Here is a 25,071-nt window from a genome sequence, read left to right as displayed (position 1 = left end):
ACAAATACTAATTTACCCAAAGTTATAAAATACACTGACTTAGTAAAATCTTGCTGGGTACTGAACGATTTTGATTAACATAAAGTAACACAAACACAACGTGTATTTATTGTTTAGCTTCGCTAAAGCTTAAATGCAAATGATAAAGCTCAAGCAAATCAGCTTGAAATGCTTTAAAAAACAAGAATTGAGCTACTTTTATAAGAAAAATAAATAATAAATATAAAAAACTTGAATATTTTCTGATTTAGGCTATGCTGTGTTTAACTAGAAAAAAGCGTTGTTTAGTTAAGCTTCTTTAAGTGCCGCAGTATTATTTATAATCCTCAGTTTTTTCAGATCTTTATTTCAATTCTTGTTGTTTTTCCAAGTTATCCATAGTCATTTGCATGACTAAAATTATTAAAATTTAACAGGTTATATTATGTCTACTACAGTTACCGGTACAGTAAAATGGTTTAACGAAACTAAAGGTTTTGGTTTTATTCAACAAGAATCAGGTCCTGACGTTTTTGCTCATTTCAAAGAAATCAGCAGTTCTGGTTTCAAAACTTTGTTTGAAGGTCAACGCGTTTCTTTTAGCGTGGTTGATGGTCAAAAAGGTCCAAATGCGATCAATATCGTTGCGCTATAATTTAGCCCAGCAATAAGAAAAAGCACCTTCAGGTGCTTTTTTTAGCTCTGAAGATTCATAATTTTGGTGAAAGGTTTTCTGCTCCTCTATTTAGCTCATTAACAATGAATTTTTAAGAATCATGTTTCTGAATCACTGCTGCTCAGTGGGACTTTATAAAAGATAAAAATGAAAAACCCCTAGCATCCTGCCAGGGGCTTTCCGTATGGGTTCGCTTGGTATAACTCCTGTCGTACCTTACTTTCCTTGTATTTATCTATTGTTATTCTTGTGTGGAACCTCCTGTTCCTGTTAAAGCTATCATAGGAAATTTCCACTATTCAAAACAGCCGCAAAGTGCTGGAATTGATGTAAGCCAATGCTTACAAGAATAGACAGAGATAATAAATTTCAAATGTTTAGCAAATTGAACATCTACAAAAAAAGGAAGCTCAAGCTTCCTTTTCTATGCCAATCTAGGCTTAGATCCCATATTTAACACGGTAATCTTCCATTTTCGCCAAAGCTGCTAGGTCGCCTTTCGCTTCCAGATAGTCCATTAAATCTTTCATGGTAATTAAGGCATGTACAGGAATCTCAAGCTCTTGCTGCACTTCCTGAATCGCAGACAGTTCGCCCTGACCTTTTTCCTGGCGGTCTAGTGCCACTAATACACCTGCAATTTGGGCACCGGCATTTTTCAGGATGGTGACGACTTCACGAATCGCTGTGCCTGCGGTAATCACATCATCAATGATCCAGACTTTTTTACCTTCTACAGAAGCACCTACCAATACGCCACCCTCGCCATGGTCTTTGGCTTCTTTGCGATTAAAACCCCACGGCACACTTACCCCATGATTTTGCGACAGAGCCACAGCAGTTGCTGCCACAAAAGGAATGCCTTTATAGGCAGGGCCAAAAATCACTTCAACATGATCACATTCAGTCAGTTTCGCTGCATAGCCAGAAGCCAGCAGGGTCAAGGCTTCACCATCATTCAACAGACCCGCATTAAAAAAATAGGGACTCACACGCCCCGATTTTAAAGTAAACTCACCAAATTTAAGTACACCGCGTGATAATGCGAGTTCGATAAAAGCTTGCGGGTTAAACTGAGCTGGCGTTGACATGAGGTGCTCCTAAATCCATTAATTAAGGTAAGACTTGCGCATGATACCAAAGAGTAGCTATCCAGGTGATCAAAAAATTCTTCGCGTCGTTTCAATTAATGTCAACGGCTTACGTTCATCTGTCACCAAAGGCCTATTGGAATGGATGGAACAGTCTGATGCCGACGTGATTTGCATGCAGGAAAGCCGGATCACGCATGCGCAGTGGACGGACAAATTCAAGCCTGAAGGCTGGTACACGCACCTGTTTCCTGCCGAGCGTCCGGGTTATGCCGGTACGGCCATTTATAGCCGTCTGCCTTTTGTATCTTTAACTGATGGTCTGGGTTTTGAACTGGCCGATTCACAAGGCCGTTTTATTGCCGCTGAATTTGACTTGGGTTTAGATCAAACTGTACAGATCTGTTCCCTGTATCTGCCTTCGGGTTCATCAGGCGATGAAGCGCAAGCACGTAAAGATCACTTTCTGGAAGAATACGCAAAAATTCTGAAACAGTGGCGCGATGAAAATAAATCGGTGATTGTCTGCGGTGACTATAATATCGTGCATAAACGTATTGATATTAAAAACTGGTCGGGTAACCAGAAAGCCTCGGGTTGCTTGCCGCATGAACGTGCCTGGCTGGATCATATCTACGATGAGCTTGGTTATGTCGATACTTTCCGTGAAGTGCGTAAAGAAGCCGAGCTGTATTCCTGGTGGTCAAACCGTGGTCAGGCGCGTGCCAAGAATGTTGGTTGGCGGATTGATTATCATGCCTGCTCTCCAGACTGGAAAGAGCGAACCGTTAATGCCTGGGTCTATAAAGAACAATGGTTTAGCGATCATGCTCCAGTGATTATCGACTACAGATTATAAAGCCTCACAATTTGATTGAGTGAACAGTTGTTCACTCAATTAAGGCTTATCTCTTACATGACATGACGTATTTTTTGGGTTTATCTCAATGTAATAACATAGCATTATAGCGCTACGGCACAAGGACATGTCAGGACGACAACATAAGGACAGGACGCCGTAGGACGAAAATAAAACAGACTATAGATTTAGCTTGTTTTGCATGGATGTGACATTGGACGTTGGATTGAGACCCGCATGATCAGGATGATTAAATGCGGGTTTTCTATTTCTATTATTCCCAAATTTTTATTTTTCTTATTATTTAGATTGTTCTTTTTCTTGCTGCTCATATTAAAGCTGCTTGATGTCATTTTGATGACATGACTTTTCTGCTATTTAAAATTTTTTCCTTTTTTTCATTTGCTTTTGCATGGTCTGCTGCTGCCAATTTGGTTAAGCTAGTTCATGATTTAAATTTTTTAGATGGCAGCTATGTTAAAAATTTACGGAATTAAAAATTGTAGTTCGATGAAAAAAGCCTTTGATCTGCTGACGGAGCAAGGTCTGAGTTATGAATTTCATGATTATAAAAAACAGGGCATCGATGCTGAAACCGTCAAAACCTGGCTAGATGCCTTGGGTCAGGACGTGGTTCTGAACAAGAAAGGCACTACCTGGCGTAAACTCAGTGAAGAAGAGCAACAGGCCACCCTGTCAAGTGAAAATGCCTTAATTAATGCATTAACCACCCATACCAGTTTAATCAAACGTCCAATCTTGGCAACCTCTACAGGATTTATTGCCGGTTTTGATGAAACAGCTTATCGTAGCTTAGCCCACTAATATCTTGTATTGAATAACACTCATAAAAAAGCCTGACATCGATCAGGCTTTTGTATATCTACTTAAAATAAATTAGTTGGCACGAATCCAAGTCTGGTTACGACCCAATGCCGCTACACCGATGAAACCACGTAGCTCAAGTTTCTTGCCACCGTCTGCCAGCTGGCCTTTCAACTTATAGGTTTTACCGGATTGCGGATCCAGGATCGAACCGCTGTCATAGCTAGTCCCGCCAGCATTTTTTAGACCTTTAACAATGGTCAGGCCTTTCAGAGATTTGTTGTGATATGGACCTTCACATTTCTTGCAGGCATTTTCTTCACCTGGAGTTAACACAGACTGAATACTGGCTGACAAAGTGCCGTTCTTTTGTTCAGTGAATTTAACCATGGCCTTAGGCTGCTTGGTTTTATCATCAATGGTTTTCCATACCGTGCCATTTAAAGGATCCGCGGCATTCGCCAATGCAGATAAGCCTAGTAGTCCTAACGTAAGCGCTATTTTTTTCATTTTTCTTCATTTCCTTAGTCTGAAAATAGACCCATGTAGTATTAAAAAGTCACAACAATTTTTCAATTTTTAGGTGTGACTATTTAGTGTAACCTTGTAAATATGGTTGGTAAATAATCTACACGATCAATAAAAGCACAAAAAGATGGAAGGAAGATGAAGATAAGCCCGCTAACGAAACAATTAATTACAGAAAGCTTTTTAAAAACGGCCATTCGTGCCCCGAGCAGATTCAGTCTTCCACCGAGTTCAATGCGCATTGCTCTGGAACAGATGTGCAAACTTTTCCCTCAGGATAAAACGGTACAGATTCGCTCGCTCCGACTGGCCGGGCTGCGCGCGGAAGAAATTAAGCCACAACAGGAATCGACCCAGCTGATTTTTCATATTCATGGCGGCGCATTTTATTTGGGTTCTTTAAATACCCATCGTGCCTTTATGACTCAAATTGCGGCTCGAACCCAGATGCAGGTGCTGCATGTCGATTATCCGCTATCACCCGAATCTGCCTATCCAGAAGCATTAGAAGCCTTGTTTGATGTCTATAATCTGCTGCTGAATCAAGGTGTTCAAGCCAAAGATATTATTCTGTCCGGCGATTCTTGCGGAGCCAATCTCGCATTGGCGCTGGCACTCAAAATACAGCAGGAAAGTCTTCCACAGGTCAGCGGTCTGATTCTGTTGTCTCCACTGCTGGATTTAACGTTGACCAGTGAATCTTTACGTTATAACCAGAAGCATGATGCCCTGCTGTCTCTGGAAACAGTGCAAACCGGGATTGAATATTATGTGCCGCGTTCAATTGATCGTGGTGATCCGGAAGTTTCCCCCTTTTTCGCCGATTTAACTGGTTTGCCACCGATTCATATTCAGGTGGGCTCTAAGGAAATTCTGCTGGATGATGCTAGCCGTTTTAAAGAAAAAGCGGAACAGGCGGGTGTCGAGGTCGAATTTAAACTGTATACCGGCATGTGGCATAACTTCCAGATGTTCAGTGCCTGGTTCGATGAAGCCAAACAGGCGCTCACCGATCTTGCAGAATTTGCCCATCGTCTGGATCGGGATTAAGCATGATTCAGGGCATAAAAAAGGTCAGCCGTAGCTGACCTTTGAAAAGAGGTTTCAGGTTTTAAATGGCCTGAACCTGCTGCAATGCCGTTTGCAGCGCTTGGGCTTTAACCGCTTCTCCCATATTGACCCCTTCAACGCGAATCACTTCGATATCATTCACACCGGTAAAGTTAAATACGGTTTTCAGGAAAGCTTCCTGAAAATCAGCCGGGCTTTGCTCGCCATAGACACCACCACGGCTGCTGGCAATATACACTTTCTTATTGCCCGCCAAACCCACAGGACCTTGTTCGGTATATTTAAAGGTACGTCCCGCGACACAGATCCGGTCAATCCAGGCTTTTAAGGTCGATGGCAAACCGAAGTTATACATCGCTGCACCAATCACCACGATATCAGCCTGCAAATATTGTTCTAAAATTTCCTCGCCTAATGCCGTCTGTTCTGCATTCTGCCCCATTAAAATTTCGGTGCTAAGATGGGGAATAGGCTGTGCTGCCAGATCCAGATATTCAACTTCAATGGCCTCAGCATATTTTTGCTGCAATTGCTCCACCACGGCCTGAGTTAACTGACGCGAAATAGAAGCATCTCCTAAAATACTGGAATCAATCTGTAAAATTTTCATGGCTTCGCTCTTTATCTTTGGTTGTTTCTAACAATGCAGCCATTTTAACGATTGACTATATTGAAATAATTAGCACAAATAAAACACATCATCCTGAATTTAGAACAAAACTGCATGCCTCTTAACCTCTTTAATTTTGCTTAGAACCCTTTGACATAGCCTAGATCACTTGTGCTATAGGCAAAGACTGAGCAGATCAGATATCAACTAAATCACAAAAATGTTTTAAATATTGTTGTTTATCAAGCATTCAAACTTATGTTATCTTGTGTAAATAAAGCTATAAATATCCAATAAGTCTTAAAAAATCTGCCATAACAATTAAAGTCAGACCGGGACCATGAAGCGAATATCGCCTGTATTAGAAAAAGTGCTAAGACACAGAATCAAGAAATATCTGGTCGAAGATGAAGTCGTGATGAACTGGCGCATCCTGAAGAAATGCATCCTGATGCTGACCTTGGGATGCGGTGTACATCTGACCTGGCTCGGCTGGGATCTCTTTGTTTTATTCAATCCTGAGTATTGGCAATATGTACAGATTGAACGGGTTCATTCACAAGTCGTGCTAAACGGCAGTTTTTTATTGATTTTAGCCGTGCTGATTTATCCCTGTTATAAATTTCAGGGCAACCGTCTGGTGGAACGTTATCTGCCCTATCTGGCAGTCGGCACCTTTGTGGTTTCGCTGTGCCGGGATGCCTATATTGTCGGGGTGATCAGCCCTGTGGCCACGACCTCCTATGTCTGTTTAATTATGGTGGGACTGGTGCTGTTCCATCGCACGCTGGTTTATAGCATGCTGATTCCAGCGTCAATTTTCCTAGGCGGATGTGCCTATTTAAGTTTCAGTCATCAATTGCCTTATTCACCGCTATTTAATATCGATGACAAGCTTTTCTATAATGGTTTCTGGCTGTTATCGATGCTGTATTTCATTTTGCCAATTCTGGCCGTCTGTATGGTCTTATTCGAGATTCTGCTCAGTCAATGGCGGCATCGTGAGCAGCTGATCAAACAACTGAGTCAGATTGATCCGCTCACTAACCTGTTTAACCGCCGTAGCATCAACCAATGTCTGGATAAACTGAATGCCGCAGCAACTCCGAATTACGCCTTGGTCTTACTGGATCTGGATCATTTCAAGAAAATTAATGATCACTATGGCCATCATAAGGGCGATGAAACCTTAGTTGAAGTGAGTGCTGTGCTGAACCAGCAATTGCGCGAAAGTGATGTGGTCGGCCGTTTTGGTGGGGAAGAATTTATTCTCGTGCTTAAAAATACTAGTCTGGAAAAAGCCGAACAAGTGGCTGAACGCTGCCGTATCGCCATTCAGCAATTGCAGATTTTCAGTGATGAGAGTGAGCTGATTCCGGTGACCGCCAGTTTCGGGATTGCTATTTCTAGCGCGGAATTACGCCCGCAGCAGTTATTGAGTCAGGCCGATCAGGCGCTTTATCAGGCTAAAGCCGGTGGGCGTAATCTGGTCAAAGCCTATGCTGAACCGGTGCCAGCACAGATGCAGGTCTCTTAAACGGGTTCAGCTTTTTAAGACTCGATTATGGATTTTCACTTTGAGCCAGCGCTTGCAGCTGTGCCAGCAATTCTGCCTCGCTAAAGGCACCGGTCAAACGCAAGCCACGAATTTCCTGCTGCTGCGCATTCAAGAATAAATACGTCGGCGGCCCTAGAATTTCCCATTGATTTAACAGCGCTTGATGAGAGGCATTATATTGGCTTAAATCCAGCTTGATCAGGAAATATGGCGCCAGAGCCTGCTGCACCGCTACAGATTTTAAAATACGATGTTCAATCGGCTGACAGGCAACACACCAATCGGCGTAGACATCAATAATGATCTTTTGCCCTTGTGGAGCCTTGTCCAAAATCTGCTGAAATTCTGCTGCACTGCGTGCTACATGCCACTTGGCTTCTGTGCTCGCCTGCTCCACAAAAAAACGCTGACTGTGCTGATATTGACTATAAGCAATATAAGGTACGGCGAGAACCAGACACAGGATATACAGCCATCTTAGACCAGTGCGATGCCAGAAAATCCGGAATAGTACATAGGCAACAAAAGCCATGCCCAAAGCTAAGGATAACCACTGTAAAACGGCTTCTGACATTAGCGGCCGAATAAAATATAGGGCTAATGCCAGCATGATAAAGGCAAAGAGCACTTTAATCTGATTCATCCAGTGCCCGGCTTTCGGTAGAATTCGTGCCCCCAGAATACTGGCCAGCAATAAAGGCGTGCCCATCCCAAAACCCAGGGTAAACAGCAGTAAAGCCCCCTGCCACTGACTTTGTGTCTGGGAAATAAACAACAATGCACCTGCCAGCGGTGCGGTCATGCATGGTCCCACCAGAAGCGCCGAAATCATGCCCATAACGCCCGCACTGACCAGACTGCCTCCCTGCTGCATGGCCTGTGCCCGATCCAGACGATGAACCAGACGTTGCGGCAGTTTGATTTCAAACAGGCCAAACAGATTCAAGGCAAACAGAACAAATAACACACTAAACGCGATCAGGGTCCCCGGTTGCTGCAACCAGCGCTGAAAATTCAGGCCGGCCGAAGACGCAATTAAGCCGAGTACCGCATAGACAGTAGCCATACTGCTGACAAAAGTCAGTGCAATCATCCAGGCTTTCAGTCCTTTACTGTCACGCACGATCAGCGAGGTCAATATCGGCAGCATTGGCAAGGAACACGGGGTAAAAGCGAGTAATATTCCCAAACCGAAGAACAGCAAAAGCCCATAACCCAAAGAGCGCTCAAGCAGTTGAGCTGACCATTTCTGGTCTTGTGCTGCATAGGGGTCAGTTTGTGTTTTGGCTGATGCAGAGAGCTCATCTGCTGCAGACTCTGAGGAATCCGCTGTATTAAACAGGGTATTGTGTTGCAGTGATGACGTATTCAGATCAAGTAAACGCTTTGCTCCTGATGCGGCAGCTTCAAATTGCACCAGACCGGACAAATCGGTCTTGAACTGAATGGTTTGTGGCGGATAACAGATCCGGTCTTTGGCACAACCCTGCCAGCTGACCTGATAGGATTGCCCCGCCTGAGTCGGAATCTGAAACTTTAACTGCTGATAATAAACCTGGGTATGTCCATAGTTATCATCATATAAATCTTCAGCGGGTGGCAACTCAAACGACACCGGCTGGTTGCCCTGCCGGACTTCAATTTTATGCTGATACAGATAATAGTTGTCCGGAATCTGCCAGCTCAGTTCAGCCTGCTGCTGACTGGTAGAGATCACGCTCACAGGAAAGGCCTGCTCGGCAGACAACAATGCAGTTTCCGCCTGAGCAGGACTGCTGAACAAGGTGCTTCCCAAAATAACCGGGACAAGCATTTTCCCCCAGGTCGGGAACTGCGAGTATTTCATCATCTGTGAGTTGAATAACTTAGAACAGCACAGAGAAACCTAGGCCTGAGAAGTAACTTCGATCTGCACCATCCAGATCCACACCGACATTCGCATCTAATTGGACACGATCATTTAAGGCATACATGACCCCGGTACCGAGCGCGTATTGATTATCGACACTTTCAGCTTTACGGTAAATCAGTTCAGAATAACCTGACCAGCGATCAGTAATGCGGTAGCCTAGAGAAGGAATCGCAGACACTGCCCAGTTGCTGTCCTGCCATTCATAACGCATGGTCAGTGCGGTACTGACCAAGTCATTATATTGATACGACACGACAGAACCTAGGCTGTAAATATCTTCTTCATTAGTGAAACCGGCATTGCCTGTTGCAATGATGGCTTCGGCTAGCAAAGCCATACTGAGTTTGTCATCATCCAGATCAATGGCCTTTTTCAGACCAATACTGACATCGCCGAGACCATCATCTTCTTCGGTCTGGCCATTGGATTTAACATGTGTCCAGGTCGGGCCAGCCCAGCCTAAACGCAATTCCAGATCATCACTGAGTCCGGTACGTAACAACATATCTGCACTAAGAGTGGTCGCGGTCTGATCGCCCGACTTGCTATAACGCGCTGTAGGCAAGCCTTGCTCCCAAGCGACATTTCCGACTGGAGTAATTCCAGTACTCAGACCTTCACCTGGTCGATCAAATTCAAAATCTGCTGCGAAAAGCTGTGCACTACAACCGGCCAGTGCAATCAAACCCAAGGTTTTTAATGTTGTCATGTTGGAGCTCTTTATTAAAATTTAACTGAGTTCTTTGGTCATTTTTGCGCCATGCTTGCGAAGCAGTTCTAGCGTCTGTTTTTCTTCGTCTAAAGCTTCTGACCAGTTGATTTCATCAAAATCACAATCAAAGAATAGATCACTGATAGAAGATAAAATAGTCATGCCATCTTCATCTTTGCTATTTGGATCGACTTTTTCATCCAGTAAACGCTGTACGGCAGGCGCGCATGCGGCACTTGCGGCATCCCAGAGCGGACCATAAATTTCTTCTGCATCCCACAGATGCAGATTCACTTTGGCCTGGATCAGTTCTTCCAGAATCTGTAAATGTACCGCCAAACGTGCCTGTTTCTCATCTTCTGAAAGTGGTGTACCAGCTTCATACAGTTCACACACCTCTTCCCACCATTTGAACAGGCCATCTGACCAAACCGAAATCACCGGACCTTTGTCGTGATCAATAAAATTCGGGTTGAGTCCATCTGCCAGCAGCTGTTTGACCTGGTCCAGATTTAATTCTTCGAGTGCTTGCACAAAAAGCTGTTGTTGCGCAGTTAACATGATGGAGCTCACTTTGATTCGTTTTCGACTATTATGCCGAATAAAGCAGGATTTGTTGTGCTTCTCATAACTATATTTTTGTTTAATACGAAAAAAGCCCCGCAGGGCTTTTTCAAATCGGTTCGGCTTACTCTTCGATATCCGCAGTATCTGTGTCTGCTAGGTCAAGAGCACCAGGACGAACATTTTCTTTTTTCTCGATCACATGTTCCAGACTACGTTTCAGTCGGTCAATTGCACCATGGATCGCAGTATCGACATTATGACCACGGTGATTAACTACGACAGGTTTCAAGCCTGCAGGACGCGCTTCAATCATACAGCGAATATCGTCATCGCCGCCTTTGGCGCCATTTTCATCACTGAGATGGACTGAAAAATGGGTAATACGTTCGCTGTGGCGCTGGAATTCTTGATTTAATTCTTCCCGTACATAAGTAATTAAACGATCACTATTCTGAATGTGGTTATCGGTACGAAGCTCAATATTCATATATTACCATCCTCAATCTTTGTAACTTTTGAGTGCAAAATTTTTTATCTTGGCACGTTTGTAGCTTGCTGTTTCGCATCGCATTTCACTTCTTCAAATGATTGGAATCACGCCCTCCATTTTGAATGATGAACACATTTTTGAGTCTGCAGAATCGTGTCCTTATATCTTGAATATCGGCTGTATCTTGGAAATATGCAAGTGATATTTTGGTTTTTTAGCAAAAGAATAATCCATTGTGACAACTGCTTACTCAGCTCAAAAATGCAGGATTTTTCAAACGGAAATTTCACAACCTTTCACACGATTTAATTTGAAATAATTTTTTGGTCAGGCAGATAAATCGCTTAAATAGCACCCAATCAAAAAGCTTAAAAAAAGAGGAATTAAAAGTATTTTTTATCGAAATTAGCTCACTTTTATCTAATAATTTTTCTTATAAGATCTGCATCTAGTAAGCCTTACAGTCCTGAATAGATCATATGCTTTATCATTGTTTAGTGGCTCTTGCAGAACCAGGAAAAGTACTCCGTCGTCATTCGAAAATAACAACCTGCAAAAATGATTTTCAATTGAAATACAAGACTGATCAATCTCACTTGTAGAGGCTGGAAACAGGCTTATAAAACGACCATCATTTGAGATTTTAAAACTAATCTCATTACACAAACTGAACAAAGCTGTTCAGCCTCAGGCTCAAATTAATTGCTAAACAGTCTGTATATTCCCCCTATTTTTACTGGTTTTCTAAACTCCTCATCCTGAATTGAAGTGATTTTATATTTTTAGTCCTACATTCAGTCTTTTAAGGCGCTACATATTCAACTTTATTTAAAAAATAATGCTTTAGAAAAGCATCAGCGAAAGACAATGAAAACTGAGGAAGATGATCGTCTGCATTTAACTAATGAGGGCTGAAATATATTTAAGTCAGCGATCACTTTTAACTTTATTTTTACTTATTAATCTGTATGCTTATTCTGCTTTCTCGGGGGGATAGATTTAAATGAAATTTACACAACTTGCAGCACTTTGTGCATTGGCTTCAACTGCTGTATTTGCTCAAGCAAAACCAGTTTGGCAGGACTTTAGCGTTACAGGTCTTTATGGTGAAAACTATGAAGTTGTAGACGATCAGCAAACCACTTTAACTGTTGAATATGCTGCAAAAGTAAAATATGCAGATGTATTCTTCTTTATGGATCGTCTGCGCGGTGGCGATGATGTTAAAAGTACTTACTTTGAATTATCACCACGTTTAAGCTTAAGCGAAGTTACAGGTCAAAAACTTGCCTTTGGTCCAGTGAAAGATGTGCTTATTTCAACAACGTGGGAAGGTTCAGATAATGCGGACAACTTCCTATATGGCGTAGGTTTTGACCTTGATATTCCATACTTTCAGTATGCAAGCTTAAATCTTTATCGTGCAAACAATGAAAAAGTGTTTGGCAATAAAGACGATTATCAAATGACGCTTACCTATGGCGTACCATTTAAACTGGGTGCTGAAGATTTTCTTGTAGATGGCTTCCTTGATTGGTCAACTGCTGAAAAAGACGCTCAAGCAAGCGAGTTAAACTGGACTACACAGTGGAAATGGAATGCGGGCAAACACATTTCTCCAGACACCCGTTTATACCTCGGTGTTGAACATTCAGTGTGGAACAACAAGTTTGGTCTTAAAAATCAAGACGAAAACAATGTCAGCGCACTTGTGAAATATCACTTCTAATTGCTGTATCATCAAAAGCAGAACTTCGGTTCTGCTTTTTTTTAAACTGTAATTTCAGATCACTCCTACCAGAACAAGAATATGCCTGATTTTGACATTCGACCTGCGACTGAACATGATCTTGAAACCATTCTCGAGATTTATAATCAGGAAGTACTCTATGGTACTGCGACCTGGAACAGAACAGCCTTTGATTTAAACTATTTAAAAATCTGGTTTAAACAGCTTAAAAATCAGAATTTCCCAGTTTTTGTGGTTGAAGATACTCGAAATCAGGTCGTTGCTGGCTATGCCTGTTATGATCAGTTTCGTAGTATTCAGGGCTTTCAACAGACGGTAGAACATTCCATCTTTTTAAACCCGGATTATGCAGGACAAGGTTTAGGTTCCAAATTATTGCAGTATTTAATTGAAGAGGCTCAAGTACAGAAATTGCATATCATGGTCGCAGCGATTGATTCTGAGAATACCTCATCGATTCGCCTGCATGAAAAACTGGGTTTCGTTCAAACTGCCTATATGCCGCAAGTCGGACAGAAATTTGGGCAATGGCGTGATTTGGTCCTCTTACAGCTCAATCTGGATCAAGCTTGATTCATTCTTAGTTTAAAACTATTCCAGAACTGCTTTCTGGACACTACTCTTCAGCTTTTAATACTTGGCCATCACGATATTTTGTTCTTATCCAGTTTAATAAGCACAAGTTCTATTTACTTATACGAGCAGCTATGTTTTATTCAGCTAAAAATCATACTGAATAACACCATGTATAAATCTCTATTGTCTATTGGTCTTTTAAGTTTAAGCACGCTCACTTTTGCTGATTCAGAGTTCGAGAAAGAATTGCGTTCAAGCTGTAGCCAAGTGCAAAGCTATGCAAATAATGGCAAAAAATTCTACGACCAGAAACAATATCAAAAGGCCATAGCGCAATTTGAGCAGCAAGCCGCATGGTCATCCTTTTGTGCGATGAATGTAGAAGACGGCGGTACAGCTTTTTCTGAACGTGATATCACCACGGCATTTAATAATGTCGGTTTAAGTTATGCCAAGCTTGGAAATCCGCAGTGGGCACGTGCCTGGTTTTCTGTCTATCCTAAAGCCCAAAGTAGCCAGTTTAATTTGAAACAGTTGCCTGCACCCAAAAAACCGAAGACTCTTGCAGGAAAATATGTTCGTTATGCAGGTTTTGGTCAATGGAATACGATGGAAGTTAAACGGGCTTCGAATGCCTACCAGATTGAGTTTAATGGACTTTATATGGGTTTACGCAGTCTGATTTATGGTTCTAATATGGGAGAATTTTCAACCCGTATGCCACTGAATAAAACACATACCCAATATCGTTATGACGACTGCAGAATTGATTTGAAATTTCAGTTTAACGCTCAAATTGGACAACAGATTGTGGTGAATAGCAGTAATCCGATGTCTTGCGGTTTTGGACATAATGTCTCGGCGGATGGCATGTATTTAAAGGTTGAGTGATTGCTGATTCAGCGATATCTTATTGCCCTATAACAAACATAATATTCAAAATATTACAGGGAAAATATGGCTAAATTTTTAAATACCAGTGCAACCAATTTTTTCTTAGAAGAACTCATTAAAAATGCCAAAGAACGTCTAATTTTAATCAGTCCGTATTTACGTCTCAATGACCGTATTAAAGAATTATTAGAAGACAAAGACCGGCTAAAAATTGATGTTCGTATTGTCTATGGCAAAAGTGATTTGCATCCCGAAGAAATTAAATGGATTCAAAAACTGGACTATGTCCGTTTGAGTTTCTGCAAAAACCTGCATGCAAAATGCTACCTCAATGAATCGGAATGTATTATTTCGAGTTTGAATTTATATGAATTTAGCCAGGTCAATAACAATGAAATGGGCATTTCAGTACGTAAATATGAAGATGATGATGTCTTTAAAGATGCTTATGAAGAAGCACAGCGTATTATTCGGATTAGCGAAGAAGTCCGGATTAGCTTAGATGAAGTTAAAACAGATAAAGTTGAAGCGCAAACTGAGCGTGAAATAGAACAAGAAAATTTAAAATTCAAGAAATTAACAACAGCAAAACTTGCTTCCAAAGTTGGACTCAAGACTCCCGATTTGCTCGAACAGCTGGTGAATAAAGGCTATCTTAAACTTGAAAATGATAAGCACTTTTTAACGGATACGGGCAAAGCGATAGGCGGTGAATTTAGAACCGGACAATTTGGCATGTACTTTCTTTGGGATGAAAATACAGAAATCTAATTCCTTCAAACCTCCCTTTCTTACGCTTCGATATAAAGCAGTGCTTATATCTTGCTCAGGGAAGCTTTCCCCTCTCCTGAACGAACTTTAAAGCACTGCTTTTAAAGTAAAGTGCAAGAGAGGGTTAGGGTGAGGGAAATTAAATCGCCACCAACTCCCGAATTCCCTTCTCCGGCATTTCACTGCCTACACCTTGTGCTACCACTTGACCACGTGCCATCACGGTATATCCATCAGCAAGTTCTTCAGCAAAGTCATAGAATTGCTCAACGAGGACAATCGCCATCTCACTGCCATCCGCCAGTTTACGAATGACGCGACCAATATCTTTAATGATTGATGGCTGAATACCCTCAGTCGGTTCATCCAAAATCAGCACACGGGGTTCAGAAGCAAGTGCACGCGCAATGGCAAGCTGCTGCTGCTGTCCACCGGATAAATCTCCGCCGCGGCGGTGCTTCATTTCCTCCAAGACAGGGAAAATTTCATACAAATGTTCAGGCACTTTACGTGTCTTTGTTCCTTTAAATTTCGCCATTCCAATCAGGATGTTTTCCTCCACTGTCAGCGTTGAAAAAATATCTCGACCTTGTGGCACATAAGCCAAACCTTCACGTACACGCTGTTCAGGACTGAGCCTGGATATGTCTTTACCATCCAGCAAAATCTGTCCGGATTTAATCGGTAAAATACCCATCAGACATTTAAGGAGCGTGGTTTTCCCCACCCCATTCCGTCCAAGCACCACCGAACATTCACCCACTGGTGCGGTCAACGACACATCACGTAAAATATGACTGCCACCATAAAATTGATTGACGTCTTTGACTTCTAACACCTTGGTCTCCTTAACGTCCTAAATACTTTTCAATGACATCTTCATTGGCCTGAACCTCAGCCAATGTGCCTTCTGCCAAAATTGCACCCTGTGCCAAAACCGTGACTTTTTCACTGATGGTGTCGATAAAGCTCATGTCATGCTCAACCACAACGAGGGTGTGATTTTTCTTGAGTTCTAAACACAGCTCCGCCGTGCGCTCGGTTTCGGCATCGGTCATGCCTGCTACAGGTTCATCCAGTAAAATCAGTTTTGGACGTTGCATCAACAACATGCCGATTTCTAACCATTGCTTTTGACCATGCGACAGCAAGCCAGCAGGTTTATTAATGAACTCTTGCAGACGAATTTGCGCAAGTGATTCATCCAGGGCATTTTGGGCATCGGGATCGAGTTTGCTAAAGAAACTCTTTTTCACGCGCTTGTCTTTGGGTGCTGCTAGAAGCAGATTTTCCATGACGCTGAAATTTTCAAACACCGTCGGTTTTTGGAATTTACGTCCAATGCCTGCTTCAGCAATTTGCTCGGTACTCATTTTGGCTAGGTCATAGTTTTGCCCGAAAAATGCAGCGCCTTCAGTTGGACGGGTTTTTCCGGTAATCACATCCATGAGGGTGGTTTTCCCCGCCCCGTTCGGTCCAATGATGCAGCGTAATTCCCCTTCTTCGATATACAGCGATAAATCATTTAGGGCACGAAAGGCATCAAACCAGACACTGACTTTTTCCAGATACAATGCAATGCCATGGGTAAAGTCCGCGCCTTGTTCTTTTGGGCGACCATAGCCTTCAGAAGCATGACCACCATGCGGTTGCAGGATCTCGCTCATTCGCTACGCTCCTTTTTAAAACGGTCAAACAGACCAATAATGCCTTTTGGCAGGAAGATGGTCACTACAATAAATAACGTACCCAAAATCAACAGCCATGCTTCAGGATAAGCCGAAGTAAAATAGGTTTTTACTCCATTGATTAAGCCTGCCCCAATCAATGGACCAATCAGCGTGCCACGTCCACCCGCTGCCACCCAGACTGCCATTTCAATCGAGTTCACCGGGTTCATTTCACTTGGGTTAATAATGCCGGCTTGTGGCACATACAGTGCCCCTGCAATGCCTGCAATCACCGCAGATAGCACCCATGCCGAGAGCTTGTACCACAAGGTACGGTAGCCCAAATATTGCAGACGGTTTTCGCTGTCACGAATTGCACCGAGTACACGGCCATAAGGTTTATTCATTAAATGACGTAAACCAATAAAGCACAGCAACAATACCAAAGCGGTGATAAAGCACAAACTTGCCCGCATCGATGCCGAGGTAATGTCCAGGCCTAAAATGGTTTTAAAACCGGTAAAGCCGTTGTTGCCACCAAAGCCGGTTTCATTACGGAAGAAAAGTAATGCAGCGGCAAAAGTCATAGCTTGGGTAATAATCGAGAAATACACGCCTTTAATTTTGGAACGGAAGGCAAAGAAGCCGAAAATAAAGGCGATGATGCCCGGCACTAATACCACCAATACCAATGACCAAAGGAAGTATTCCGTACCGACCCAAAACCATGGCACTTCCGTCCAACTAAGGAAGCGCATAAAGTCAGGAATGCCATCCCCTGCAGACTGGCGCATTAAGTACATCCCAAAGGCATAACCGCCAAGGGCAAAGTACAAACCATGTCCTAAACTTAAAATTCCGGCATAGCCCCAAACTAAATCCAGTGCCAAAGCGACCAGAGCCAAACACATGATTTTGCCAATCAAGGTGACCCAATACGCAGATAAATGCAGGGTTGAATCGGCAGGTAACAGGTGTAACCATGGCAATGCCAATAAAATGGCAAAGCATACGGCAATCGCAATGCCACTATGCGGTTTGTCGGATAATAATTGTGTAATCTTCATGTGCTTACTCCACAAAACGGCCTTTGATGGCAAACAAACCTTGTGGACGTTTTTGAATAAACAAAATCACAAGCACCAAGAGAACAATTTTTGCCAGTACTGCACCAATGCCAATTTCCAAGGCGGTACCGCTAATACCCAGACCAAGTGCTGCAAGAACTGCACCCCATACCTGACCAACACCACCAACCACTACCACAAGGAAGGCATCAATAATGTAGTTTTGACCCAGATCAGGCCCGACATTACCCACTTGTGCCAAAGCACATCCGGCGAGTCCTGCAAGACCTGAACCTAAACCAAAGGCCATCATGTCGATACGGCTTGAACGAATACCAACGGCTTGTGCCATTTGACGGTTTTGCGTCACCGCACGTACAAACAAACCAAAACGGGTTTTATTCAGTAGGTAAACCAACAACAAAAGCACTGCAATGGTGAAGACAATAATCGCAATACGGTTATACGGCAGCATTAAACTTGGGGTAATGGAGATCCCGCCTGATAGCCACGAAATATTCGACACTTCGACATTTTGCGCACCAAAAGTCATGCGTACCAATTGCATCAAAATCAGGCTGACCCCAAAGGTTGCAAGCAAGGTTTCAAGTTGACGACCGTATAATGGACGAATCACGGTACGTTCAATCAACATACCGATCAGTCCACTCACCAAGAATGCCGCAGGAATCGCGGCGATTAAGTACCACTCGACATAGCTACCCAAATAGCTTTTAAACAGACTTTGCACCACATAAGTAGTATAGGCGCCAATCATAATGAGCTCACCATGCGCCATATTGATGACACCGAGCAAACCATAAGTAATGGCTAAACCGAGTGCTGCAAGCAGTAAAATACTCGCAGTACTCAGCCCTGAAAATAAATGCCCAGTCCATTCACTGGCTTGAATCCGGGTTTTAATACTGCTTTTCGCTTCAAGCAAAGCCGCTTTCAGCTCAGAATGGATATTCGGCTGTGTCAGCTCATTGTCGATCATCGCCAAGACATCGGGACGATTGGAGTCTTGCAAGGCTTTCGCCGCTTGAATTTTAACTAAGACATCTGCATCTTGATAATCCAGACGCGCTTTAAGCTGGGCCAAACGGGCTTTGACTTTGTTATTTTGTTCGTTCAAATACAGGGCATTGATGTGAGCAACATTCAGCTCTGCCAAGTTGCTTTCATAAATATCAATCGCTTCTAAACGCTCGGAAGCATCTTCAGATTTGAGTTTTCTTTGTGCCAAACCAAAGTTGAGCGCTTTACGCAAGGTATTCACCAAAGTCACTTGTGATAAGTCACTCGGCCAATCTGCAACGATGCCTAGACTCGGATAGCTGAGTAATTTTTCGTCCGATTCTAAAATATAGGTTTGACCATTAGCCCCACTATAAAGCTGCTCGTTTTCAACATATTCTGCAAGCTGATCTAACTGTTCGATACTGCCCGGCCATTGCTTCAGTAAAGCACGGCGCTGGGCAAAATCACCTTGCACAAATTGCTGGATTGCATCTTGTTGTATTGCTGCAGTCAATGCAGTGCTATTTGAGGATTGTTCTGCTGATACCAGTTGCACACAAATAACCTGTACAAATACCAGAAAAATAGCGGCGATATTCACGCGAATATTCATTATATTCACCCCTATTCCATTGGAAATTTTCCGTGGAGAGTAAGAAAAAAATCAGAGGACACCTGCCACGGCTGTGGCAGGCAAAAGATAGCTGTTATTTCGGAATGTACGGGCTCCAAGGCTGTGCCTGGATGGCTTGTGGCGTCTTATAGACCACATCAAACTGACCATCGCCACGAATCTGACCAATCATGACCGGCTTGTGTAAGTGATGATTGCTTGCATCCATTTTTAGGGTATAGCCCGATGGTGCTTTGAATTCCTGACCTGCCATCGCTTCACGGACTTTATCGACCTCTGTAGAACCTGCTTTTTCAACGGCTTGCTTCCACATGTTAATCCCGACATAAGTTGCTTCCATTGGGTCATTGGTCACGAGCTTGTCTGCATTCGGCAGTTTGAATTCCACTGCATACTGCTTCATTTTGTTGGTAAATTCTGTATTGACCGGATTCTTCACTGACATGAAATAGTTCCATGACGCCAAATGACCGACCAATGGCTTGGTGTCAATACCACGCAGTTCTTCCTCACCCACCGAGAACGCCATGACGGGAATATCAGAGGCTTTAATGCCCTGATTACCCAATTCACGATAGAACGGCACATTCGAGTCGCCATTGATGGTCGAGATCACCGCAGTCTTTTTACCAGCTGCGAATTTTTTCACATTGCCTACAATGGTTTGATAGTTGCTATGACCAAATGGCGTGTACTCTTCCATGATGTCCGCATCAGCCACGCCTTTAGACTTTAAAAAAGCACGTAAAATCTGGTTGGTGGTACGTGGGTAAACATAGTCTGTACCGAGCAGAACAAAACGCTCCGCTTTACCGCCCTCTTCACTCATCAAGTATTCCACGGCTGGAATGGCTTGCTGGTTAGGCGCAGCACCGGTATAAAAAATATTTTTGGATTGTTCCTGGCCTTCGTACTGTACGGGATAGAACAATAAGCCATTCAGCTCTTCAACCACTGGTAAGACAGATTTACGTGACACCGACGTCCATGCACCGAAAATTACCGCGACTTTGTCTTGGGTAATCAGCTGACGTGCTTGCTCTGCAAACAGTGGCCAGTCAGATGCTGGATCGACCACCACAGGTTCCAGTTTTTTACCCAGTACCCCACCATTATCATTGATTTCCTTAATCGCCATTAAGGCCGTATCTTTCAGTGAGGTCTCAGAAATTGCCATCGTGCCTGACAATGAATGCAGGATCCCGACTTTAATCGTGTCGCCGCTGTCTGCGACTTTGCTTTCTGCGGCCGGGGCTTCTGCTTTTTCAGCAGATTTTGAACATCCCGTTAATGCAACAGCCCCTGCCATGGTTGCGGCTAAAATACTTTTTGAAAATAAATTGCGTTGGAACATCAGATTTTTCTCCAAACTTTATAATGGTGCATTTTTCATGCTTGTCTTGTTGTACATCTGGATGGAGTGATTCAATTTCTGTGCCAAGGCTTCAAAAAATACAAATTTTTAATTTAACAGATTTCACATTTATATTATGAATCATTGATTTAGTAATACTAAAAAGAATTAAACCTGTATTTAAATGCTGTATCCGAGCTTAACTCTAAGTAGGTCGCGCAAAGAGCAATGAAAACATGGCAGAAGTGAGATAGAAGATGATGTACAAATAAAGTGCAGCATTTTGAATAATTTTTGCACTGTTTTAAAACAAAAAATCCCGCACTTGCGGGATTTTTTGTTGCTTAAATTCGATAGTTTAAACCACCAAATCAGCCAGATTACCTTTTTGCTCTAACCAGTCTTTACGGTCACTGGCACGTTTTTTTGCCAAGAGTTTATCCAATAAACCTGCGGTAAAATGCGCATCATCTAAATCCAGTTGCACCAAACGGCGCGTGTTTGGATCAAGTGTGGTTTCACGTAACTGGCTGGCATTCATCTCGCCCAGACCCTTGAATCGGGTAATTTGCGGATTCTTGGTTTTGCATTTTTTCAGAATGCTATTCAGTTCGTCTTCATCTAAAGCGTAGTGCACATCTTTATTGTCATCGATTCGGAATAATGGCGGCATTGCGACATACAAATGCCCCTCTTCTACCAGAGTCGGGAAATGCTTCACAAACAAGGCACACAGCAAAGTCGCGATATGCAAACCATCCGAGTCGGCATCGGCCAGAATACAGATCTTGCCATAACGCAGCTCCGATAAATCATCCGAACCCGGATCAACGCCAATCGCAATCGCGATGTTGTGTACTTCCTGAGATGCTAATACTTCATCCGAAGAGACTTCCCAAGTATTCAGGATTTTTCCACGAATTGGCATAATCGCCTGGAAGTTCTTATCACGCGCCTGCTTGGCCGAACCACCCGCAGAATCCCCTTCCACAATAAACAGTTCTGACTGATCCAGATCATGGCCTACACAGTCCGACAGTTTCCCCGGCAAGGTTGGACCCGCGACAATTTTCTTACGTTCTACTTTTTTCGCTGCTTTGAGACGGCGACCGGCTTTGGAAATGGCCATTTCTGCCAGTTGCATGGCGATGTCAGAATTCTGGTTCAACCATAATGCAAAGGCATCTTTGGCAATATTCTGCACAATTCCAGCTGCTTCACGGCTCGATAGACGTTCTTTAGTCTGACCTGAGAATTGCGGCTCCTGAAATTTCAGCGACAGGATATAATTGACGCCGTCCCAGACATCTTCGGCAGAGAGTTTCATATTCCGCGGCAGCAAATTACGCAGTTCACAGAATTCACGCATCGCATCGGTGACGCCTGAACGCAGACCATTCACATGCGTTCCGCCTTGTGCGGTCGGAATCAGGTTGACATAAGATTCCTGGACGCTTTCACCCCCTTCGACATTCCAGCAAATTGCAAATTCTGCGCTGGCACGTTCCGCATCGCCTGTGGCAACAAACGCCGGTGCCGGAATAATTTCACGGTCTTCCAGCTCGTCCATCAAATAATCAACCAGACCATTTTCAAACTGCCAGGTGATCTTTTCATCATTGATCTGATCAACATAGTTGATCTGTAAGCCCGCCGCCAAAACAGCTTTGGCTTTGAGATTATGTTTTAAAGCTTTGAGGGCAAATTTAGGAGAATCAAAATATTTGGCTTCAGGCCAGAATTGTACCGTAGTTCCTGATACCCGTTTCGGTGCCTTACCTGCCAGTACTTCAAGCGGTGCAACCGGTTCGCCATTTTCAAAGGCCATTCTGTACAGGTTACCCTGACGCTGAACTTCGACCTCTACACGGGTCGAAAGCGCATTGACCACTGAAATCCCGACGCCATGCAAACCACCGGAAAACTGGTAATTATCGGTGCTGAACTTACCGCCGGCATGCAGTTTGGTCATGATAATTTCAATACCGCTCTGGCCATATTCAGGGTGAATATCCACCGGCATACCACGGCCATTGTCTTCGACTGATAAAGAACCATCTTTATAGACCGTGACGGTAATCTTGTTGGCATGCCCTGCCAGTGCCTCATCGACAGCATTATCAATCACTTCCTGTGCCAAATGGTTGGGACGAGAAGTATCGGTATACATGCCCGGACGACGACGGACCGGATCCAGACCAGATAAAACTTCAAGAGATTGAGCCGTATATTGAGACACGTTATTCGGTTTCCTTTTTTATGCAGTCCAATAAAAACTGTAAGACGAACGGAATTTTTTCCGCAAAATCATCCATCCCGTGACTGCCATGCGCTTCAGTCATCAGCATTGCAGGGGGATGCGCAGCACTATAATAACGATGTGCTTCACGATAATCCAAAACTTCATCGCCTTGTTGCAGCAGAACCAGTATTTTGTCTGCATCTTGTGCAACAGGCAGGGCCAATTGCTGCAGTTGTAACAGATCTGCCTCATCCAGACACCAGTTCGGATGGACTTGATAAGGCAGTTGCTCGTCAAACAGTTCACGAAACAGTTGCCATGGTCGCATTGCCGGATTGATCAGTACAGCAGGCACAGCATGCTGTGCGACCAGATGTGTCGCATAAAATCCGCCGAGACTGCTGCCCAGTAATGCCACATTATGCATCGATTCAATCAGTTCAGAAACATGCGCAATGGCAGCGTTCGGTGACATGTTTAAATCGGGTAAATGTACCTGAATTTCAGGATACTTTGCACAGTAATGTTGCAGCAATTTCCCCTTGATCGAGTTTGAATTACTCTTAAAACCATGCAAATAAATGATATTCATGAACTACCAACAAAAAACCCATCAATCATCAAAATTTAATTTAAATAATGTGAAGTACACTACGTTATAAGACCAGTTAATTGCTTAAATTGTCTGACAAAAAAGCCCAAAATCTTTTCTCATTCTCGTTATTTTAAGCTGAGGCCCTCAAAATCAGGAAACTCAACAAGAAAAAGAATTTATACCGCGAAGTTCTTTAAAAAGAAAGATGGCACCACATACGGCTCATTGAAAGGACAGGATCAGATGCCAAGTTTGACACCGTTACATGAAACCTATTGTCGATGGGATCGGACCCCGCCGAGTCAGGCCGATGTACTGGAAGGTCTGGCGCAGCTGGTGACGATGCGCTTTAACGATGTGATCCAGGAGCTGGTCAAGAGTATTCAACGCGAAATCTTAATGAGTATTTTCGGTTTAAGTGAAAATAATTCAGAAAAGATTCAGAATATTCCTTCAATCGTGCGGCTCTATCAGATGTCCTATGACATGCTGTTTCATTATGGCAATACCCTGATTGCCCCTGCTTTGCGCCAGATTATTGAACGCTTTCCTAAACTGCACAATAAACCGCTGACACCTTCCTTGCATTTTCTGGTCAGTGTCTTAAATGGCATTATCGGGGATTATCTGCTGAAATATCAGAACCCTCTAGCCCTGCCGATGGTGATCTATGACCATTATGGCTCGCTGCAAAAAGGTGAGCTGAGCGGTCGTATTACCCTGTTTGTGCATGGCTTATGCATGAACCATTTAGACTGGTCGAATCGCAAATATGAAGGCATTGGGGCAAAATTACTGGCGCAGCGCGACCGCAATACCATGCTCTATCTGAATTACAATACCGGACGCCGGATTTCTGCCAATGGCCACAGCCTGGCGAATACCTTACAGGATCTGATTGCTCGCAATCCGAGAATTACCAGTATTGACCTGATCGGGCATAGCATGGGTGGTCTGGTCTCTCGTAGTGCGCTGTTTTATGGCAAGCAGAATGTCTATAGCTGGGTCAATATGGTGGAAAATCTGGTCTGTCTGGGTTCACCGCATCATGGTGCAGTACTGGAACGTTTTGGCTTTAGCTTGCAGGACAAACTTGGACATTTTCCACTGATCCGGCTGCTTGGCCATCTGGTCAATATTCGCAGTAACGGTATTCTGGATTTGCGCCATGGCAGCGTCCGGGATGATGACTGGGAGCATAATCCACTTCGGATCGGCTTTATGGATGATCACCGTAAACCTGCCCCGATTCCCTCTCATATCGACACCTATCTGGTCGCCGGCACCATCGAATTTGAAAACCGCAAGAACAAGACCTTGCATGTGATTGGTGATTATCTGGTCAGTATTAAAAGTGCTTTGGGCGAGCACCCCAATCCGCGTTTCCAGCTCAAAGTCCCGGATGCAAACAAGGCGATTTTCTACGGCCTGAACCATTTTGAAATTCAGTATCATCCGCTGGTGGCCGAGCAGGTGGCGCGCTGGTTCTATCCAAGTATAGAAGATGAAGCCTTTGATCAGATTCATGAATATGTGATGGATCTGGACAGTCTGGAAGGCATAGCCCTGACCTAAACTGAAGCAAATAAAAAAGCCCTCGATTGAGGGCTTTTTTAT

24 protein-coding genes are annotated in these 25,071 nt (G+C 43.4%); 10 read left to right on the top strand and 14 right to left on the bottom strand.

All coding sequences use genetic code 11. The annotated features are described in order from the left end of the window. Positions 1–424: 424 nt before the first annotated feature. Positions 425–634, top strand: coding sequence for a cold-shock protein (locus tag ACIG3F_RS05395; RefSeq protein ID WP_004281299.1), 210 nt, complete (start codon positions 425–427; stop codon positions 632–634). 461 nt (positions 635–1,095) lie between these two features. Here the strand turns inward: ACIG3F_RS05395 and pyrE are convergent, their stop codons facing one another. Further along, complete coding sequence (gene pyrE, locus ACIG3F_RS05390; protein WP_004647228.1) at positions 1,096–1,746, bottom strand: orotate phosphoribosyltransferase; 651 nt, start codon at positions 1,744–1,746, stop codon at positions 1,096–1,098. Between the two features lie 40 nt (positions 1,747–1,786). On the opposite strand from pyrE, the gene ACIG3F_RS05385 reads away from it, so the two are divergent. Next, entirely contained in the window at positions 1,787–2,605 is an 819-nt protein-coding gene (locus ACIG3F_RS05385; protein WP_262442771.1) for an exodeoxyribonuclease III, read from the top strand. A gap of 474 nt (positions 2,606–3,079) precedes the next feature. Further along, complete coding sequence (locus ACIG3F_RS05380) at positions 3,080–3,430, top strand: Spx/MgsR family RNA polymerase-binding regulatory protein (RefSeq protein WP_005105344.1); 351 nt, start codon at positions 3,080–3,082, stop codon at positions 3,428–3,430. Positions 3,431–3,502: 72 nt separating this feature from the next. On the opposite strand, the gene ACIG3F_RS05375 is transcribed toward ACIG3F_RS05380, so the two are convergent. Beyond that, complete coding sequence (locus tag ACIG3F_RS05375) at positions 3,503–3,940, bottom strand: DUF2147 domain-containing protein (RefSeq protein ID WP_005105342.1); 438 nt, start codon at positions 3,938–3,940, stop codon at positions 3,503–3,505. 156 nt (positions 3,941–4,096) lie between these two features. On the opposite strand from ACIG3F_RS05375, the gene ACIG3F_RS05370 reads away from it, so the two are divergent. Further along, positions 4,097–5,008 carry an alpha/beta hydrolase gene (locus tag ACIG3F_RS05370; protein WP_253112569.1) on the top strand — a complete coding sequence of 304 codons (912 nt, stop codon included), beginning with the start codon at positions 4,097–4,099 and terminating at the stop codon, positions 5,006–5,008. Positions 5,009–5,069: 61 nt separating this feature from the next. Here the strand turns inward: ACIG3F_RS05370 and ACIG3F_RS05365 are convergent, their stop codons facing one another. Continuing rightward, positions 5,070–5,639, bottom strand: a complete 570-nt coding sequence (locus ACIG3F_RS05365) for an FMN-dependent NADH-azoreductase (protein WP_396469531.1) — start codon at positions 5,637–5,639, stop codon at positions 5,070–5,072. Between the two features lie 340 nt (positions 5,640–5,979). Here ACIG3F_RS05365 and ACIG3F_RS05360 point away from each other — a divergent pair, with 340 nt between their 5' ends. Continuing rightward, positions 5,980–7,176, top strand: coding sequence for a GGDEF domain-containing protein (locus ACIG3F_RS05360; RefSeq protein ID WP_396469530.1), 1,197 nt, complete (start codon positions 5,980–5,982; stop codon positions 7,174–7,176). Positions 7,177–7,201: 25 nt separating this feature from the next. Here the strand turns inward: ACIG3F_RS05360 and dsbD are convergent, their stop codons facing one another. From dsbD to ACIG3F_RS05340, 4 genes are all read right to left on the bottom strand, one after another. Continuing rightward, positions 7,202–9,043 carry a protein-disulfide reductase DsbD gene (gene dsbD, locus ACIG3F_RS05355; RefSeq protein ID WP_396469561.1) on the bottom strand — a complete coding sequence of 614 codons (1,842 nt, stop codon included), beginning with the start codon at positions 9,041–9,043 and terminating at the stop codon, positions 7,202–7,204. A 19-nt stretch (positions 9,044–9,062) separates the two neighbouring features. Further along, on the bottom strand, positions 9,063–9,818 hold the full coding sequence (locus ACIG3F_RS05350; protein ID WP_396469529.1) for a transporter: 756 nt from the start codon (positions 9,816–9,818) through the stop codon (positions 9,063–9,065). A gap of 21 nt (positions 9,819–9,839) precedes the next feature. After that, positions 9,840–10,382, bottom strand: coding sequence for a hypothetical protein (locus ACIG3F_RS05345; RefSeq protein ID WP_039902494.1), 543 nt, complete (start codon positions 10,380–10,382; stop codon positions 9,840–9,842). 127 nt (positions 10,383–10,509) lie between these two features. Then, on the bottom strand, positions 10,510–10,875 hold the full coding sequence (locus tag ACIG3F_RS05340) for an HPF/RaiA family ribosome-associated protein (protein WP_396469528.1): 366 nt from the start codon (positions 10,873–10,875) through the stop codon (positions 10,510–10,512). Positions 10,876–11,881: 1,006 nt separating this feature from the next. Here ACIG3F_RS05340 and ACIG3F_RS05335 point away from each other — a divergent pair. From ACIG3F_RS05335 to ACIG3F_RS05320, 4 genes are all read left to right on the top strand, one after another. Next, positions 11,882–12,607: an outer membrane protein OmpK gene (locus tag ACIG3F_RS05335; RefSeq protein ID WP_164543173.1), complete on the top strand. Its 726-nt coding sequence runs from the start codon at positions 11,882–11,884 to the stop codon at positions 12,605–12,607. 81 nt (positions 12,608–12,688) lie between these two features. Then, positions 12,689–13,201 carry a GNAT family N-acetyltransferase gene (locus tag ACIG3F_RS05330; RefSeq protein WP_396469527.1) on the top strand — a complete coding sequence of 171 codons (513 nt, stop codon included), beginning with the start codon at positions 12,689–12,691 and terminating at the stop codon, positions 13,199–13,201. A 171-nt stretch (positions 13,202–13,372) separates the two neighbouring features. After that, the gene (locus ACIG3F_RS05325) at positions 13,373–14,095 is read left to right on the top strand and encodes a hypothetical protein (RefSeq protein WP_396469526.1); all 723 of its coding nucleotides are present in this window, start codon (positions 13,373–13,375) and stop codon (positions 14,093–14,095) included. 66 nt (positions 14,096–14,161) lie between these two features. Beyond that, positions 14,162–14,869 carry a phospholipase D family protein gene (locus ACIG3F_RS05320; protein ID WP_396469525.1) on the top strand — a complete coding sequence of 236 codons (708 nt, stop codon included), beginning with the start codon at positions 14,162–14,164 and terminating at the stop codon, positions 14,867–14,869. Between the two features lie 139 nt (positions 14,870–15,008). On the opposite strand, the gene urtE is transcribed toward ACIG3F_RS05320, so the two are convergent. The 7 genes from urtE to ACIG3F_RS05285 all read right to left on the bottom strand — a co-directional run bounded on the left by urtE (position 15,009) and on the right by ACIG3F_RS05285 (position 23,451). Next, positions 15,009–15,707 (bottom strand): urea ABC transporter ATP-binding subunit UrtE, encoded by a 699-nt coding sequence (gene urtE / locus ACIG3F_RS05315; RefSeq protein ID WP_396469524.1) that lies wholly within the window; start codon positions 15,705–15,707, stop codon positions 15,009–15,011. Between the two features lie 10 nt (positions 15,708–15,717). Further along, the gene (gene urtD, locus ACIG3F_RS05310; RefSeq protein ID WP_004281279.1) at positions 15,718–16,536 is read right to left on the bottom strand and encodes an urea ABC transporter ATP-binding protein UrtD; all 819 of its coding nucleotides are present in this window, start codon (positions 16,534–16,536) and stop codon (positions 15,718–15,720) included. Continuing rightward, positions 16,533–17,606 (bottom strand): urea ABC transporter permease subunit UrtC, encoded by a 1,074-nt coding sequence (urtC, locus tag ACIG3F_RS05305; RefSeq protein WP_005245654.1) that lies wholly within the window; start codon positions 17,604–17,606, stop codon positions 16,533–16,535. The genes urtD and urtC overlap by 4 nt, the downstream gene beginning before the upstream one ends. 4 nt (positions 17,607–17,610) lie before the next feature. Further along, on the bottom strand, positions 17,611–19,242 hold the full coding sequence (urtB, locus tag ACIG3F_RS05300) for an urea ABC transporter permease subunit UrtB (RefSeq protein ID WP_005105325.1): 1,632 nt from the start codon (positions 19,240–19,242) through the stop codon (positions 17,611–17,613). A gap of 94 nt (positions 19,243–19,336) precedes the next feature. Then, positions 19,337–20,617 (bottom strand): urea ABC transporter substrate-binding protein, encoded by a 1,281-nt coding sequence (urtA, locus tag ACIG3F_RS05295; RefSeq protein ID WP_180087167.1) that lies wholly within the window; start codon positions 20,615–20,617, stop codon positions 19,337–19,339. A gap of 358 nt (positions 20,618–20,975) precedes the next feature. After that, positions 20,976–22,856 carry a DNA topoisomerase IV subunit B gene (parE, locus tag ACIG3F_RS05290; protein WP_278356823.1) on the bottom strand — a complete coding sequence of 627 codons (1,881 nt, stop codon included), beginning with the start codon at positions 22,854–22,856 and terminating at the stop codon, positions 20,976–20,978. 1 nt (position 22,857) lies between these two features. Continuing rightward, complete coding sequence (locus ACIG3F_RS05285) at positions 22,858–23,451, bottom strand: YqiA/YcfP family alpha/beta fold hydrolase (protein WP_243474484.1); 594 nt, start codon at positions 23,449–23,451, stop codon at positions 22,858–22,860. 246 nt (positions 23,452–23,697) lie between these two features. Here ACIG3F_RS05285 and ACIG3F_RS05280 point away from each other — a divergent pair, with 246 nt between their 5' ends. Continuing rightward, complete coding sequence (locus tag ACIG3F_RS05280; protein ID WP_278356822.1) at positions 23,698–25,029, top strand: hypothetical protein; 1,332 nt, start codon at positions 23,698–23,700, stop codon at positions 25,027–25,029. Positions 25,030–25,071 lie beyond the last annotated feature (42 nt).

This window comes from Acinetobacter sp. NPDC052428, assembly GCF_044547685.1.
GTDB lineage: Bacteria > Pseudomonadota > Gammaproteobacteria > Pseudomonadales > Moraxellaceae > Acinetobacter > Acinetobacter lwoffii_G.
The sequence above is the reverse complement of the archived record's forward strand: the minus strand, read 5'-3'. Positions and strand labels throughout refer to the sequence as shown.

Excerpts from the sequence above, each read along its gene's own strand:
- ACIG3F_RS05395 (WP_004281299.1), top strand. The coding sequence starts at position 425 with ATGTCTACTACAGTTACCGGTACAGTAAAATGGTTTAACGAAACTAAA.
- pyrE (WP_004647228.1), bottom strand. The coding sequence starts at position 1,746 with ATGTCAACGCCAGCTCAGTTTAACCCGCAAGCTTTTATCGAACTCGCA.
- ACIG3F_RS05385 (WP_262442771.1), top strand. The coding sequence starts at position 1,787 with ATGATACCAAAGAGTAGCTATCCAGGTGATCAAAAAATTCTTCGCGTC.
- ACIG3F_RS05380 (WP_005105344.1), top strand. The coding sequence starts at position 3,080 with ATGTTAAAAATTTACGGAATTAAAAATTGTAGTTCGATGAAAAAAGCC.
- ACIG3F_RS05375 (WP_005105342.1), bottom strand. The coding sequence starts at position 3,940 with ATGAAAAAAATAGCGCTTACGTTAGGACTACTAGGCTTATCTGCATTG.
- ACIG3F_RS05370 (WP_253112569.1), top strand. The coding sequence starts at position 4,097 with ATGAAGATAAGCCCGCTAACGAAACAATTAATTACAGAAAGCTTTTTA.
- ACIG3F_RS05365 (WP_396469531.1), bottom strand. The coding sequence starts at position 5,639 with ATGAAAATTTTACAGATTGATTCCAGTATTTTAGGAGATGCTTCTATT.
- ACIG3F_RS05360 (WP_396469530.1), top strand. The coding sequence starts at position 5,980 with ATGAAGCGAATATCGCCTGTATTAGAAAAAGTGCTAAGACACAGAATC.
- dsbD (WP_396469561.1), bottom strand. The coding sequence starts at position 9,043 with ATGAAATACTCGCAGTTCCCGACCTGGGGGAAAATGCTTGTCCCGGTT.
- ACIG3F_RS05350 (WP_396469529.1), bottom strand. The coding sequence starts at position 9,818 with ATGACAACATTAAAAACCTTGGGTTTGATTGCACTGGCCGGTTGTAGT.
- ACIG3F_RS05345 (WP_039902494.1), bottom strand. The coding sequence starts at position 10,382 with ATGTTAACTGCGCAACAACAGCTTTTTGTGCAAGCACTCGAAGAATTA.
- ACIG3F_RS05340 (WP_396469528.1), bottom strand. The coding sequence starts at position 10,875 with ATGAATATTGAGCTTCGTACCGATAACCACATTCAGAATAGTGATCGT.
- ACIG3F_RS05335 (WP_164543173.1), top strand. The coding sequence starts at position 11,882 with ATGAAATTTACACAACTTGCAGCACTTTGTGCATTGGCTTCAACTGCT.
- ACIG3F_RS05330 (WP_396469527.1), top strand. The coding sequence starts at position 12,689 with ATGCCTGATTTTGACATTCGACCTGCGACTGAACATGATCTTGAAACC.
- ACIG3F_RS05325 (WP_396469526.1), top strand. The coding sequence starts at position 13,373 with ATGTATAAATCTCTATTGTCTATTGGTCTTTTAAGTTTAAGCACGCTC.
- ACIG3F_RS05320 (WP_396469525.1), top strand. The coding sequence starts at position 14,162 with ATGGCTAAATTTTTAAATACCAGTGCAACCAATTTTTTCTTAGAAGAA.
- urtD (WP_004281279.1), bottom strand. The coding sequence starts at position 16,536 with ATGAGCGAGATCCTGCAACCGCATGGTGGTCATGCTTCTGAAGGCTAT.
- urtC (WP_005245654.1), bottom strand. The coding sequence starts at position 17,606 with ATGAAGATTACACAATTATTATCCGACAAACCGCATAGTGGCATTGCG.
- urtB (WP_005105325.1), bottom strand. The coding sequence starts at position 19,242 with ATGAATATTCGCGTGAATATCGCCGCTATTTTTCTGGTATTTGTACAG.
- urtA (WP_180087167.1), bottom strand. The coding sequence starts at position 20,617 with ATGTTCCAACGCAATTTATTTTCAAAAAGTATTTTAGCCGCAACCATG.
- ACIG3F_RS05285 (WP_243474484.1), bottom strand. The coding sequence starts at position 23,451 with ATGAATATCATTTATTTGCATGGTTTTAAGAGTAATTCAAACTCGATC.
- ACIG3F_RS05280 (WP_278356822.1), top strand. The coding sequence starts at position 23,698 with ATGCCAAGTTTGACACCGTTACATGAAACCTATTGTCGATGGGATCGG.